Origin of the sequence: Streptomyces sp. NPDC101132 (assembly GCF_044759225.1) — a bacterium.
Lineage (GTDB): Bacteria > Actinomycetota > Actinomycetes > Streptomycetales > Streptomycetaceae > Streptomyces.
The window spans coordinates 37,739-51,593 of record NZ_JBIVYX010000012.1; the positions used below are offsets into that span (position 1 = coordinate 37,739).

Consider the following 13,855-nt stretch of genomic DNA (forward strand, 5'->3'; position numbering starts at 1 on the left):
TCACGCGGAACACGCCGCCCCGGTGAATTCGCCCGACACACCTGCGCGATTCCGGGGTACAGTGGTAAAGCGCCTGCCGAATACTCGGCGGGCCATCCGAATGAGGATGCCCGGTCGGTGGCCCGATCGGCTCCAACCGACCGCCCTCGGTGTGGCGCGTACGTCTCCGCGTGCCGCCGCCCATGAGGGGCCCCCTCAGCGGTACGAGCGCTTGAGCGAAGGCAGTGGTCCCGCGCCATCCGGCGATGCGGCTCTTTTCGAGCTGCAGCCGGAGGCACCTCCGGAAACACCGGAGGAGCACAGCACGGCACGGTAAGACCCCCCTCGCCGCCTCGCGCCGCGTCTCACAGAAGAGGCAGCACCCTGACTACGTTCCGAGAGCTCGGGATCTTTCCCGAGACCGCCGAGGCCCTGGAAGCCGTCGGCATCGTGTCCCCCTTCCCCATCCAGGAGATGACCCTCCCCGTCGCCCTCTCGGGCACGGACGTCATCGGCCAGGCGAAGACCGGAACCGGCAAGACGCTCGGTTTCGGCCTTCCGCTGCTGGAGCGCGTCGTCGTCCCCGCGGACGTCGAGGCGGGCCGCGCGACCCCCGAGCAGCTGACCGACGCCCCGCAGGCGCTGATCGTCGTACCGACCCGCGAGCTCTGCACGCAGGTCACGAACGACCTGCTGACCGCCGGAAAGGTGCGCAACGTCCGCGTCCTGGCCATATACGGCGGCCGCGCGTACGAGCCCCAGGTCGAGGCGCTCAAGAAGGGCGTCGACGTGATCGTCGGCACCCCGGGCCGCCTGCTGGACCTCGCGGGCCAGAAGAAGCTGAACCTGTCGCACGTCAAGGCCCTGGTGCTGGACGAGGCCGACGAGATGCTCGACCTGGGCTTCCTGCCCGACGTCGAGAAGATCATCAACCTGCTTCCGGCGAAGCGCCAGACCATGCTGTTCTCGGCGACCATGCCGGGCGCGGTCATCGGCCTGGCCCGCCGCTACATGTCGCAGCCGACGCACATCCGCGCCACCTCGCCGGACGACGAGGGCGCGACCGTCGCGAACATCACGCAGCACGTGTTCCGTGCGCACTCGATGGACAAGCCGGAGATGGTCTCCCGCATCCTGCAGGCCGAGGGCCGCGGGCTGGCGATGATCTTCTGCCGCACCAAGCGCACGGCGGCCGACATCGCCGAGCAGCTGGAGCGCCGCGGCTTCGCCTCGGGCGCCGTCCACGGCGACCTGGGCCAGGGCGCGCGCGAGCAGGCCCTGCGGGCGTTCCGCAACGGCAAGGTCGACGTGCTGGTCTGCACCGACGTCGCCGCCCGCGGCATCGACGTCGAGGGCGTGACGCACGTCATCAACTACCAGTCCCCCGAGGACGAGAAGACCTACCTGCACCGCATCGGCCGCACCGGCCGCGCGGGCGCGTCGGGTACCGCGATCACGCTGGTGGACTGGGACGACATCCCGCGCTGGCAGCTGATCAACAAGGCGTTGGAGCTGAACTTCAACGACCCCGAGGAGACGTACTCGACGTCGCCGCACCTCTTCGAGCTGCTGAACATCCCGGCCGGGACCAAGGGCGTCCTGCCGCGCGCCGAGCGCACGCGGGCCGGCCTGGCGGCCGAGGAGCTGGAGGACCTGGGCGAGCCGGGCGGCCGCCGCAAGTCCGCCGCGCCCGCCGTCACCGAGCGTCCGGCCCGTACGCGCACGCCGCGCCAGCGGCGCCGCACCCGGGGCGGCGCGGAGGTCACCGCGGACGCCACGGCGGCTCCGGCCGCCGAGGTGGCCGAGGGCACGGAGGCTCCTTCGGAGCCGAAGCGCCCGCGCCGCCGTCGCACGCGGGGTGCCGCGGCCGCCACCGCCGTGGCGGAGGCCGCGGTCGTCGAGGCCGTCCCCGCGGCCGAGGCGGAGGAGGCCCCGGCCAAGCCGCGCCGACGCCGCACCCGCTCGTCGTCCGCGACGGCCGTCGCGGAGGCCGCGGTCGTCGAGGCGCCCGTCGCGGAGGCCCCGGTCACCGAGGCCCCCGAGGCCGAGGCGAAGCCGGCGACCCGCCGCCGCACCCGCAAGCCGGCCGCCGCGGTGGCCGACGCCGCCGTGGTGGAGGCCCCGGTCGCCGAGGCCGCCGTCGTCGCGGAGGAGGCCCCGGCCAAGCCGGCCCGCCGCCGCGCGCCCCGCAAGACCGCGGAAGCCGCCCCGGCGGAGCCCGCGACCACGGAGGAGGCTCCGGCGAAGCCGGTGCGCCGCCGCACGCGCAAGACCGCGGAACCGACCCCGGAGGCGTAACGCCCCCGCCCAGAGGCCCGGCCCCCCACACGGGGGCCGGGCCTCTGGCGTTCCCGCCCCGCCGGGGGGACGCGGGGTCCGGGGCCCCGGCGGACGGGACAGGGGTGGGGCGGGCGCTTGCGACCGGCCAGTAACGTAAGGGCATGAGCAAGCCGCCGCGGCTCAGTCTGCCGCCCCGCGCCGTCGCCCGCCGTCTCGTCACCGCGCGGGGGGAGTTCGCCGTGCACGAGGCCCTCCCGGCCGGGGAGCCGCGCGGGACCGCGCTGCTGGTGCCCGGGTTCACCGGCAGCAAGGAGGACTTCATCGGGCTGCTGGAGCCGCTCTCCGCGGCGGGGTACCGCGTCGTCACCGTGGACGGCCGCGGCCAGCACGAGAGCCCCGGCCCGGCCGACGAGGCCGCGTACGCGCAGGACCGGCTGGCCGCGGACGTCCTTGCGCAGGCCGACGCCGTCCAGGACGGCCCCGTACACCTCCTCGGGCACTCCCTCGGGGGCCTGATCTCCCGCGCCGCCGTGCTGCGCGCCCCGGACCGCTTCCGCACCCTCACCCTGATGAGCAGCGGCCCCGCGGCGATCGACGAGGCGCAGCAGGAGCGTACGAAGCTGCTGGTGGCCGCCCTGGAGATGCTGGGCGACGACATGGAGGCCGTCTGGCAGGCGATGCGCGCCCAGGACCCGGAGGGCACCCCGCAGGACTCGCCGGAGCTCGTGGAGTTCCTGCACCGGCGCTGGCTGGGCACCGTCCCGCAGCAGCTCATCGCGACCGGCCGGCAGCTGATCGGCGAGCCGGACCGGGTGGCGGAGCTGCTGGCGGCCGCCCCCGGGCTGCCCAAGCACGTGCTGTCCGGGGCGGTGGACTACGCCTGGCCGGTCCCCCTGATGGACGACATGGCGCACCGGCTCGGCGCCCATCGCACGGTCATCGCCGGCACCGAGCACTCCCCGAACGCGGAGGACCCGGCGGCCACGGCCGCGGCCCTGGCCGCCTTCTGGGACGCGCACTGACCCCGGCAGGCCCGGGCGCCCGGCGGCGCCGCACCGGCTGACCGCGCGTCAGAACTGGCCCTGCAGGTGGTTCCAGAAGCCGTCGCGCAGGGCCCGCCGCAGGTCGGCCTGGCCGCGCAGCGAGTAGTGCAGCAGCGCCTCCGCCTCGGTCAGCAGCTCCTGGTCCACCCCGCCGGGCAGGTACGGGTGCCCCGGCAGCAGCCCGGCGAGCTGCTCCGGGCCCCGCGTGGCCAGCCAGGTGGCGGCGATCCGCGCCCCGACGAAGCGGACGTCCTCGCGGCCGGGCCGGGGCACGCCCTCGTTGTCCGGCTCGACGACCAGCGCCCGCCGGGTCACGTACGGCTTGCAGAACTCCAGGTCGAACACGCGCTGGCTGTCGACCTCCCAGAGCAGCGGCTCGGCCTGGTTGCGCCCGCCGAGTGCCTCGATCCCCCACAGGTGCACCCGCGCCCCGTAGCCCTGCGCGGCCTCGACGGCCGGCACGAGGTCCTCGTCGCCGCCGACGAGGGCGGCGTCGCTGATGGCGCGGTGCCGGGCCAGGGACTCCAGGTCGGTCCTGATGAGGGAGTCGACGCCCTTCTGCTGGTTGTTGGCGTTGAGGTTGCCCAGGCGCACCTTGACGTCGGGCAGCTCGGCGACGGCCTGTTGTTCCGCGGTGTGGATGCGGCGCCGGGCGCCGTCGTACCAGTAGACGCGGAGCAGCCTGCTGTCGGCGAAGATCGTGCGGGCCGTGTCGATGAAGGCCTCGATCAGGCCTTCGGCGTCGAGGTCGAAGGAGCGGCGGTCCTCGGTGCCGGCGACGAGCCGTCCGACGGCGGCGTAGACGTAGCCGGCGTCGACGAAGATCGCGTGGGTCGAGGGGGTCTTCGCCACCTCGGCGAGCATCCGCCGGAGCAGCTCGTTGGTCTCGTCCAGGCGGGCGGCGAGACCGCCGTCGGCCGGCTCCGCCGGGCTCTCGGGGTCCTGCGCGTGCTCCCGGCCCGCCGCTCGGTCCTGCGCGTGGTCGTGGTCCATGGGCGCCTCCACATAGCCACATCATTGTGACCGGTGCCACACTGGAGGTCGCCCGGCGCGACGGTATTTAGCCAGTGAAAAAATTTCCTTAGCGTAGGGCGCTGTTTGCCCCCTACACTTCGTTGTGCCCAGTGCAAACAGCGAACGGACGAAGGGAGAAGCCATGCGCTTCGAGATCTTGCGCCTGGACGACGTCGACGGCACCCCCGTGGACCGCACCGTCGTCGACGCCGCCTCCGTCAACGGGATCGTGCAGCGGGCCGCCGCCATTGGCCAGCGCATCTGGATCCGGCCGGCCGAGTCGACGGCCTCGTAACGCGCACACCGCGCCACGGCGCCCACCGGGCCCGTCACGCGCACCGCGCCCACACGTGACAGCGCCCCCGCACCGGGACTCCCGGCGCGGGGGCGCTTCGCGTTCGCGGACGGCGTGCGGCGCCGCCCGCGCGGGGGATCAGGCTCCCCGGACCACCTGGAGCACGCCGTTGATGATCTGCTGGACGGCGATGGCGGAGAGCATCATGCCCGCCAGCCGGGTCACCAGGACCACGCCGCCGTCCTTGATGATCCGGATGATCACGAGCGAGTAGCGCATCGTCAGCCAGAGCACGACGTGCATGGCGATGATCGCGGTCCAGACCGACACCTGCGCGGCGGCCCCGTCCGCCTTCTGCACGGCGAGGATGACCGACACGATCGCACCCGGACCGGCCAGCAGCGGCATGCCCAGCGGCACCAGCGCGACGTTGACGTCCTTGGTCTGCTTGGGCTCGTCCGTCTTGCCGGTGAGCAGGTCGAGCGCGATCAGGAGCAGCAGCAGACCACCGGCGATCATCAGCGCCGGCACCGAGACGTGCAGGTAGTCCAGGATCTGCTGGCCGCAGATGCCGAAGACGGCGATGACGCCGAAGGCGACGCAGACGGCCTGGAAGGCCATGCGGCGCTGGACCTTGACGGGGCGGCCCGAGGTGAGCGCGAGGAAGATCGGCGTGATCCCCGGGGGGTCCATAATCACAAAAAGGGTGAGAAAGAGGGATCCGAAAACGGCAAAGTCGAACACAGTGATGGCCTTGCAGGAAGAGTCGTACGAAGAAGGGGATGCCGGGGGAAGCGCTCAGCGGGAGCGCGCGGGCACGGAGGTACGCGTACGCGCGCTCAGGCGCCGGTACGTCCGCCCGCGCCCGGCACCGGGAAGGCGCCCGTCGCGCGGCGGGTGATCTCGCCGTAGATCTCGGGGTCGGTCGTGTACTCCCCGAGGCGACAGGTCTTGCGGCTGCCGTGGTAGTCGCTGGACCCCGTGGTGAGCAGGCCGAGGTCGGCCGCGAGGCCCCGCAGCCGGTCGCGGGTCGCCGCGTCGTGGTCCATGTGGTCGACCTCGATGCCGTCCAGGCCCGCTGCCGCCAGCTCGGCTATCGCGCTCTCCGGCACGCACTGGCCGCGCTTCACGGCGGCCGGGTGGGCGAAGACGGTGACCCCGCCGGCCGCCTTGACCAGGCGGACGGCCTCGAAGGGGTCCAGTTCGTGCTTCTCGGCGTAGGCGCGGCCGCCGTCGGCGAGCCACTCGGGGGTGAAGGCGTCCGAGACGCTCCCCACCACGCCCAGCTCGACGAGCGCGGTCGCGATGTGCGGCCGCCCGACCGAGCCGTCGCCGGCGATCCGGGCCACCTGCTCCCAGGTCACCGGCACGCCGAGGGCCTGGAGCTTGCCGACCATCGCGCGGGCCCGCGGCACGCGGTCGTCGCGCACCAGCTCCCGCTCCCGGGCCAGCTCCGGCTCGGCGGGGTCGAAGAGGTACGCCAGCATGTGCAGCCCGACGCCGTCGAGGCGGCAGGACAGCTCGGCGCCGGTGACCAGGGTGAAGCCCTCGGGAAGCGCCTGGACGGCCGCGACGGCCTCGGCGTACCCGCCCACGGTGTCGTGGTCGGTCAGCGCCACCACGTCCAGCCCGGCGGCGGCCGCGTTCCGGACCAGCTCGGCGGGCGTGTCCGTGCCGTCGGACGCCGTGGAGTGGGCGTGCAGGTCGATGCGCACGGCGCGGACTCCAGGGGCAGGACGGACGGGGGGACACTCCAGCATAACCGGGGTGTACAGGCCCTCGGGACGCCCGGCCCGCGCCCCGGGCCCGGAGGTCCCCTAGTCCAGGATCCGCGGGCTCAGCGCGCCGCAGGGCAGCAGGTCGAGCTCGGCACCGGCCTCGCGCAGGTCGGTCAGCACGAGTTCGTCGTACATCAGCAGACCCGAGTGCTCCGGCCAGACCACCGCCCACAGCCACATCCCGCGCGCCTCCCCCGCGAAGACCGCCCGGTCCTCGGGGGTGCCGGCGAGGTGCCAGAGGGGGGTGGGGCGGCCCGCGGCGACCACCTTGGCGTGCGGGGGCATGGAGACGTTGATGTACGGGCCCGGGTCGGGGCCCTCGATGCCCGCGTACCGCGCGCCCAGCCCGACACCCAGTTCCTCCGCGACCAGCAGGAGTTCACCGACGCCGCCCAGCGGGGCGGGGCCCGAGCAGGCGACCACGGTGGCCCGGCCGCCGCTGCGGTCGTCGCCGGCCGCGGCGACACCGGTGAACAGCCAGCCGAGCGGGAGCGGCCAGGGCATCCACACGGGCACCTGGGCCCGGTTCACGACGACGGCGAGGCCCTCGACGCTGGGCGGGATGACCGGCTGCAGGGGTTGGACCGCACCGTGCACGGCACACTGCCAGGAGTCCGCGAAGAGACCGGGCGCCCTGACCCGGCCACCGCACTTCGGGCAACTCGGTTCGCCCCTCATAGGGCTCCACGCTCCTCCCCGGCCGCCGCCTCGTCAAGGGACGATCACCCGTCCGGATCCGATGCGTACCCCCTGTGGCCGGTCCCAGTCACATACCGGCGTACTAGTCCAGCAGTACGGCGGAACGCAGGGGGTCGCGCAGGTCCGTTCCGCGGGAGAGCCAGCGCTCCTGGAGAGCGGCCGCGCCGTGCACGCGCTTCCACGCCGCCTCGTTCGGCGTCATGGGCAGCAACGGCAGGAACCGCACCGGCTCCATCGGCTCGTCCAGCTCCAGGTCTTCCACGAGCCCGCCCGGCTCGGCGACCAGCACGGAGGTGAACGGCGCCCCGGGCCAGAGGGGTTCGCCCGTGTCAAGAGACGCCCCGGGGGCCACGACCAGGCCCTCCACCTGCGGGGAGGCGGCCAGCACCGCGAGCGGGCGGAGCACCTTGTCGGTGTCGGCGAGTCCGGCGCGTACGGAGAGGACCAGCTCGGCGCGCGGGCCGCGCAGCGGGTCCGCCACGACGGCCGTCGGGTCGGACATGGGGCGCTCGGACATGCCGAGCGTGGCGTACCGGACCACGTCCCCCTCGGTGAAGCGGAGCACCTCGATCCGGTCCGTGCCGAGGAACGTGATCGAGGCGCGCGCGTCGGGTTCGCCGAGGGCGCTGCGCAGCCGGGCTTCCACAAGAGCCAGAACTTCTGCCATGCGGTGAGCATAGAACGGCTATTGGGAGGGTAAAGGCGCGCATCTGAGGGACAGTCGGCTGATACTGTTGACCGCTGGTCGGGGCAGCGTGCAGAAGCTCGCTCTCAGCCCCGCCTGACGTCATCCCCCACGGGGGACCGGCCGGAGGAGGTGGGGCTGCGGTGGACCGAAGTCGATCGTGCAGTACCAACCGCTCTTCCGCCGTGTGCTGCCACCCGGCCGGTCTTCAGGTCTGACCGGCTTCCTCCCACGCCTGTCCCAGGGGGACGTACGGGCGGGGACGCACGCGTTTTCGCATTCCGGGCACATCCAGGCACGGCCCGGCACGTCGTACGGCGATCCCCGGCTCCCGGTGGTCACCCGTACGGCCGCACGCGCGACGGAAGAGCGACGGAACACCCTCCCGACCGCCCTGCCTTCCGCCGCCGCCCGCACGCCGGGGCGGGAGGTCTCCCGTCAGCGGTGTGATGCCGCGCGAAGGAGCCTGCCATGTCGATGATCCGTGACCTGCGCGCGGCGGTGCGCCCGGTCCTGCGCAAGAACAGCCCCGCCTACAGCGCGTACGACCCGACCCGCGACCCCTCGGCGAGCAGCGCCGTCGTGGACTGCGGGCTGTACCGCGACGGGCGTCGGGTCCAGACGGACGCGCGGCTGACGCCGCGTGAGGCGATCCGCCGGGTGCGCGAGGACGGCGGTTTCGCCTGGATCGGGCTGCACGAGCCCACCGAGGCGGAGTTCTCCGGCATCGCGGCCGAGTTCGGGCTCCACCCGCTCGCCGTGGAGGACGCGGTCCACGCCCACCAGCGGCCCAAGCTGGAGCGGTACGACGAGACCCTCTTCACCGTCTTCAAGACCATCCACTACGTCGAGCACGCCGAACTGACCGCGACCAGCGAGGTCGTGGAGACCGGCGAGGTGATGTGCTTCACCGGCCGGGACTTCGTCATCACCGTCCGGCACGGCGGCCAGGGCTCCCTCAAGGGCCTGCGGCACCGTCTCCAGGACGACCCCGAGCTGCTGTCCAAGGGCCCCTCGGCGGTGCTGCACTCCATCGCCGACCACGTGGTCGACGGGTACATCGCGGTGGCGGCGGCCGTGCAGGACGACATCGACGAGGTGGAGAACGCGGTCTTCGCGGCACCCGCCAAGGGCTCCCCGCGCGGCACCGACGCCGGCCGGATCTACCAGCTCAAGCGCGAGGTACTGGAGTTCAAGCGGGCGGTCTCGCCGCTGCTGCGGCCGATGCAGCTGCTCAGCGAGCGGCCCATGCGGCTGGTCGACCCGGACATCCAGAAGTACTTCCGGGACGTGGCGGACCACCTGGAGCGGGTGCACGAGCAGGTCATCGGCTTCGACGAGCTGCTGAACTCCATCCTCCAGGCCAACCTGGCGCAGGCCACCGTCGCCCAGAACGAGGACATGCGCAAGATCACCGCCTGGGCGGCCATCATCGCCGTGCCCACCATGATCTGCGGGGTGTACGGGATGAACTTCGACCACATGCCGGAGCTGCACTGGCGGTACGGCTACCCGATGGTGATGGGCACGATCGTCGGCATCTGCTTCACCATCCACCGGGCGCTGCGGCGCAACGGCTGGCTGTAGCGCGGTACATGACCGGGGCGGCCGTCGCGCCTTTGGCTGGTTCGCCCCGCTGACAGGCCGTACCGGAACCCGGACCCTGTGCATGGCGTCCGGCGGCAACCGCCGCCGCGCCGGTCAGGTCCAGGGGCGCCCACCCGGCGCCGGACGGTGGGGGTGTCCCGCAGTGTCAGCCGAGCAGTCCTCGTCCGCGCCCCCGCCGACGGCCCCCGGGCCACCGGAAGCGGAGGCGGCCGGGGGGTGCGCGCCCACGTACCTGGTCCTCGGGCCGCTGGAGCTGCGCCGCGGCGGACTGCCCTGCACACCGACCCCGCTCAAGCACCGGGCCCTGCTGGCCCTGCTCCTGCTGCACGCCAACCGGCCGGCGTCGGTGGACACCCTCGTCGCCGAGCTGTGGGGCGGCCGCCCGCCCCGGTCCGCCGTGGCCACCCTCCAGATGTACGTGTCCGCGCTGCGCCGCGTCCTCGCCCCGGGCCACCGGCTCGGCGGCGGCGACGCCCGGCGCCACCCGGTGCTGCGCACCTCCGGCTCCGGCTACCTGATGGCCGTGGCGCCCGGGGAGCTCGACCTCGACCTGTTCCGGGCCCGCGCGGCCCGGGGCCGGGAGCTGCTGGCCGGCGGGGACTGTGCGGCCGCCGGTGCGGCGTTCCGCTCGGCGCTGGCGCTGTGGCGCGGACTGCCGCTGGGCGACCTGGGCCAGGCCTGCCTGCCGCCCCACTACGCGCTCCGGCTGTCCGGGGAACGACTGGGCGTGCTGTACGAGCGGATCGGCGCCGACCTCTGCGCGGGGCGGGCCCGCGAGGTGGTGGCGGAACTCCGCGAGCTGTGCGCGCGGCACCCGCTGTACGAGGGCTTCCCCGAGCTGCTGGTGCAGGCACAGGCCGGCTCCGGGCAGCGGACCGGCACGCTCCGGGACGGGCCGTTCCCGCCCCCGCGCGGGCACGAGCGGTGCCACGACGCGCCGGCCAGCCGGGCGGCGGTGCCGGGCTGAGCGGGCGTCAGCCCCGCTGCCGGGCCTGCCCGCTCGACCGGCGGAACGGAGAGCGCCCCCGCACCGGACCCGGCGCGGGGGCGCGGCGGCTCCGGTCAGCCGCGCTGCTTCTTCTTGCGCTTCAGCAGCAGCTTCGGCAGGGCGGCCGGGACGGGCCGGCGCGTGGTGACCGGGGTCGGGCGGGGCTGCTCGGCGAGCGAGCCGGCCGGTGCCTCGGCGTGCACGGTGACGGGCTCCAGGCGCAGCAGCCGGCACTCGCGCGCCCAGCGGGCGGTCATCTGCTCGGAGTCGGGGGCGTTCAGGCGCTTGCCCTTCAGCTCCGCCACCGCGGCCTCCCAGGCCTCGCTGCCGGCCGGCACCTCGGTGACCTGCGCCGTCCAACCGACCAGGCGGCCGCCCTTGTCCTTGCTGCGGACGGTGACCTCGGCGGTGGCGCCGTCGGCCAGGCCGGGGAAGGGCTGCTCGCCGGGGCCGTCGCCCAGGACGTGCGCGGCGCCGTCCACCCAGGCGTGCCACAGGCCCCGGGCGGGTGCGGTCCCCTCGACCCAGATGAGGCCGGACTTCTTGGTGGCCTCCTCGACGAGGGCCTGATCGAGCAACGTCAGCGTCATGGGGGTCAGCGTAGGCGGTCGCGGCCGGCGTTCCCGTACCGGTCCGCCGGGCGGACGCCCCGGGCGGCGGCCCGGGCCGCGGCCGTCACTCCTCGGGCAGCCGGGTGCCGTAGTCGACGGTCTCCTCCTTGGCCGGCTCGGTCAGCGTGAAGGACTCGTCCCAGTCCTTCAGCTCGACCACGCCGGCCCCGCCGGCCCGCTCCAGGCGGAGCGGGTACGGGGTGCCGATCAGCGAGACGTCGAGCTTGCCGCCCTGGCCCTGGTCGCCGGTGACCTGGATGGTGCGGGTGCCGCCGACCTTCGTGTAGGCGCCCTTCTCCAGCTTCCCGTGCAGGCCCAGCAGCCCCAGGAGCACGTCCATGTCGGTGAACCCGCGGAACTGCTTGTACGTCGCGTCGCCCTCGGGCACCTTCACGTACTTGTCGCCGAGCTTGTCCGCGGCGGCGGTGGCGTCGGCCGACGGGGCCTCGTCCCCGGACTTCTCGCGCCGGCTCCAGAAGGCCGCGTCCGCCTTGAGGAACAGCCGCTCGCCGACGCGCAGGAGCTGGAAGGTGGTCTCCTTGGACTTCACCTCGCCGCTCGCCCCGTCGGCCTTGAGCCGCATGTCGATGGTGAACGTGCGGCCCGCGCTGACCACCGTGCCCGACAGCCGCACCGAGTCGGCGTCCGCGGCCGCCTGGCGGGCCTTGCCCTCGATCTTCTCGGCCGACAGCTTGCCGACCCCGTTGGTGCCCTCGTCGGGGTCGGCACCACAGCCGGTGGCGCCTGCGACGGTCAGCCCCGCGCACAGTGCGCCGAGGAGAGCGGCGCGGCGGAGCCGTACGGCCGGGGGGAACACGGTCACGGGCGGGCTGCCTCTCGTCTGTCAGAACTGCAGCAGGCAGCGTACCGGGGCACCTCCGGGCGGCCACGCCGGTGGGGCCCTCCCGGTGGTCCCCACCAGGGCGTCCGGCACTGCCACGGGCTAGCCTGAAGGCCGACAGGGACCCGTACACCGCAGAAACGGTTCGCAAGGAGGCGCACGGATGGCAGGAGGCGCCCCCCGGGTCTTCGTCTCGCACCTCTCGGGCGTTCCCGTCTTCGACCCCAACGGGGACCAGGTGGGCCGGGTCCGCGACCTGGTCGCGATGCTCCGCGTCGGCGGCCGCCCGCCGCGGCTGCTCGGCCTGGTCGTCGAGGTGGTCAGCCGGCGCCGGATCTTCCTGCCGATGACCCGGGTCACCGGCGTCGAGTCCGGTCAGGTGATCACCACCGGAGTGGTGAACATGCGCCGCTTCGAGCAGCGCCCCACCGAGCGCCTGGTCCTCGGCGAGCTGCTCGACCGCCGGGTGACCCTGGTGGCCACCAGCGAGGAGGTCACCGTCCTCGACGTGGCCATCCAGCAGCTGCCGGCCCGCCGCGACTGGGAGATCGACCGGATCTTCGTACGCAAGGGCAAGGCGGGGCCGCTGCGGCGCCGCGGCGAGACCCTGACCGTCGAGTGGTCCGCCGTCACCGGCTTCTCGCTGGAGGAGCACGGCCAGGGCGCCGAGAACCTCCTCGCCACCTTCGAGCAGATGCGCGCCGCCGACCTGGCCAACGTGCTGCACCACCTGCCGCCCAAGCGCCGGGCCGAGGTGGCCAGCGCCCTCGACGACGACCGGCTCGCGGACGTCCTGGAGGAGCTGCCCGAGGACGACCAGATCGAGATCATCGGCAAGCTGAAGGAGGAGCGGGCCGCCGACGTCCTGGAGGCGATGGACCCCGACGACGCGGCCGACCTGCTCTCCGAGCTGCCCGCCGACGACCAGGAGCGGTTCCTGACGCTGATGCGGCCCGACGACGCGGCCGACGTGCGCCGGCTGCTGTCGTACGAGGAGCGCACCGCCGGCGGCCTGATGACCACCGAGCCGATCGTGCTGCGCCCCGACGCCACGGTCGCGGACGCCCTGGCGCGGGTCCGCCAGCAGGACCTCTCCCCCGCGCTGGCCGCGCAGGTGTACGTGTGCCGGCCGCCGGACGAGACGCCCACGGGCAAGTACCTGGGCACGGTGCACTTCCAGCGGCTGCTGCGCGACCCGCCGTTCACGCTGGTCAGCTCCATCGTGGACACCGACCTGCCGCCGCTGCGGCCGGACACCTCGCTGCCCGCCGTCACCAGCTACCTCGCCGCGTACAACATGGTCGCGGCGCCGGTGGTCGACGAGAGCGGCTCGCTGCTCGGGGCCGTGACCGTCGACGACGTGCTGGACCACCTGCTGCCGGAGGACTGGCGGGAGACCGACTTCCACTCCGAGGAGAACGTACGTGGGCACTGACCGCGGCAGGGAGTCCGTGCCCGACCGACCGGACCGCTCCGAGAAGCAGGGCGGCAGCCCCTCGCGCCCGCGCGTGCGCCTCGACCTCCCGAAGGCGCCGCGCCTGTCGCTGCTGCCCGAGTACGACCCGGAGGCCTTCGGCCGCTTCTCCGAGAAGATCGCCCGCTTCCTCGGCACCGGCCGGTTCATCGTCTGGATGACCCTGGTCATCATCGTCTGGGTGCTGTGGAACGTGTTCGCCCCGGCCCACCTGCGCTTCGACGAGTACCCCTTCATCTTCCTGACGCTGGCGCTGTCGCTCCAGGCCTCGTACGCGGCCCCGCTGATCCTCCTCGCGCAGAACCGCCAGGACGACCGCGACCGGGTCAACCTGGAGCAGGACCGCAAGCAGAACGAGCGGTCCATCGCCGACACCGAGTACCTGACCCGGGAGATCGCGGCGCTGCGCATGGGCCTCGGCGAGGTCGCCACCCGCGACTGGATCCGGTCCGAGTTCCAGGACCTGATCAAGGAGATGGACGAACGCCGTCTATTCCCGCTCGAGAGTGACGAAGGCGACCGCTGACCGCCTTTCCTCGGGCGTGCTACTCGGCCGTACC

The 13,855-nt window shown here is 73.6% G+C and carries 13 protein-coding genes and 1 pseudogene; 7 read left to right on the forward strand and 7 right to left on the reverse strand.

Annotation, left to right across the window (positions count from 1 at the left end; all coding sequences use genetic code 11):
* Positions 1–237: 237 nt before the first annotated feature.
* Positions 238–2,274 (forward strand): annotated as a pseudogene (locus ACIQUR_RS25805) (DEAD/DEAH box helicase); the annotation flags it as partial.
* Between the two features lie 146 nt (positions 2,275–2,420).
* Positions 2,421–3,281 (forward strand): alpha/beta fold hydrolase, encoded by an 861-nt coding sequence (locus tag ACIQUR_RS25810; protein ID WP_403668639.1) that lies wholly within the window; start codon positions 2,421–2,423, stop codon positions 3,279–3,281.
* 48 nt (positions 3,282–3,329) lie between these two features.
* On the opposite strand, the gene ACIQUR_RS25815 is transcribed toward ACIQUR_RS25810, so the two are convergent.
* The gene (locus tag ACIQUR_RS25815) at positions 3,330–4,166 is read right to left on the reverse strand and encodes an NYN domain-containing protein (protein WP_403669097.1); all 837 of its coding nucleotides are present in this window, start codon (positions 4,164–4,166) and stop codon (positions 3,330–3,332) included.
* Between the two features lie 292 nt (positions 4,167–4,458).
* On the opposite strand from ACIQUR_RS25815, the gene ACIQUR_RS25820 reads away from it, so the two are divergent.
* On the forward strand, positions 4,459–4,611 hold the full coding sequence (locus ACIQUR_RS25820) for a hypothetical protein (protein WP_399945074.1): 153 nt from the start codon (positions 4,459–4,461) through the stop codon (positions 4,609–4,611).
* 138 nt (positions 4,612–4,749) lie between these two features.
* Here ACIQUR_RS25820 and ACIQUR_RS25825 read toward each other — a convergent pair whose 3' ends face one another.
* From ACIQUR_RS25825 to ACIQUR_RS25840, 4 genes are all read right to left on the reverse strand, one after another.
* A complete protein-coding gene (locus ACIQUR_RS25825; protein WP_399945072.1) occupies positions 4,750–5,355 on the reverse strand; it encodes a MarC family protein in 606 nt (201 codons plus the stop codon).
* 95 nt (positions 5,356–5,450) lie between these two features.
* Positions 5,451–6,326 (reverse strand): PHP domain-containing protein, encoded by an 876-nt coding sequence (locus ACIQUR_RS25830; RefSeq protein WP_403668644.1) that lies wholly within the window; start codon positions 6,324–6,326, stop codon positions 5,451–5,453.
* Between the two features lie 102 nt (positions 6,327–6,428).
* Complete coding sequence (locus ACIQUR_RS25835; protein ID WP_399945066.1) at positions 6,429–7,067, reverse strand: DUF6758 family protein; 639 nt, start codon at positions 7,065–7,067, stop codon at positions 6,429–6,431.
* Positions 7,068–7,170: 103 nt separating this feature from the next.
* Positions 7,171–7,755: a suppressor of fused domain protein gene (locus ACIQUR_RS25840; protein ID WP_403668648.1), complete on the reverse strand. Its 585-nt coding sequence runs from the start codon at positions 7,753–7,755 to the stop codon at positions 7,171–7,173.
* 489 nt (positions 7,756–8,244) lie between these two features.
* Between ACIQUR_RS25840 and ACIQUR_RS25845 the strand changes: the two genes are divergently transcribed.
* Both ACIQUR_RS25845 and ACIQUR_RS25850 read left to right on the forward strand, forming a co-directional pair.
* Positions 8,245–9,360, forward strand: a complete 1,116-nt coding sequence (locus ACIQUR_RS25845) for a magnesium and cobalt transport protein CorA (protein WP_403668651.1) — start codon at positions 8,245–8,247, stop codon at positions 9,358–9,360.
* Positions 9,361–9,523: 163 nt separating this feature from the next.
* The gene (locus tag ACIQUR_RS25850; RefSeq protein ID WP_403668653.1) at positions 9,524–10,348 is read left to right on the forward strand and encodes a BTAD domain-containing putative transcriptional regulator; all 825 of its coding nucleotides are present in this window, start codon (positions 9,524–9,526) and stop codon (positions 10,346–10,348) included.
* Between the two features lie 95 nt (positions 10,349–10,443).
* Here ACIQUR_RS25850 and ACIQUR_RS25855 read toward each other — a convergent pair whose 3' ends face one another.
* Positions 10,444–10,959, reverse strand: coding sequence for a hypothetical protein (locus tag ACIQUR_RS25855; protein WP_403668656.1), 516 nt, complete (start codon positions 10,957–10,959; stop codon positions 10,444–10,446).
* 85 nt (positions 10,960–11,044) lie between these two features.
* On the reverse strand, positions 11,045–11,803 hold the full coding sequence (locus ACIQUR_RS25860) for a hypothetical protein (RefSeq protein ID WP_403668659.1): 759 nt from the start codon (positions 11,801–11,803) through the stop codon (positions 11,045–11,047).
* A gap of 181 nt (positions 11,804–11,984) precedes the next feature.
* Between ACIQUR_RS25860 and ACIQUR_RS25865 the strand changes: the two genes are divergently transcribed.
* Together ACIQUR_RS25865 and ACIQUR_RS25870 are read left to right on the forward strand one after the other, a co-directional pair.
* Positions 11,985–13,256 (forward strand): magnesium transporter MgtE N-terminal domain-containing protein, encoded by a 1,272-nt coding sequence (locus tag ACIQUR_RS25865; protein ID WP_403668662.1) that lies wholly within the window; start codon positions 11,985–11,987, stop codon positions 13,254–13,256.
* A gap of 16 nt (positions 13,257–13,272) precedes the next feature.
* Positions 13,273–13,821: a DUF1003 domain-containing protein gene (locus ACIQUR_RS25870; protein ID WP_403669100.1), complete on the forward strand. Its 549-nt coding sequence runs from the start codon at positions 13,273–13,275 to the stop codon at positions 13,819–13,821.
* Positions 13,822–13,855 lie beyond the last annotated feature (34 nt).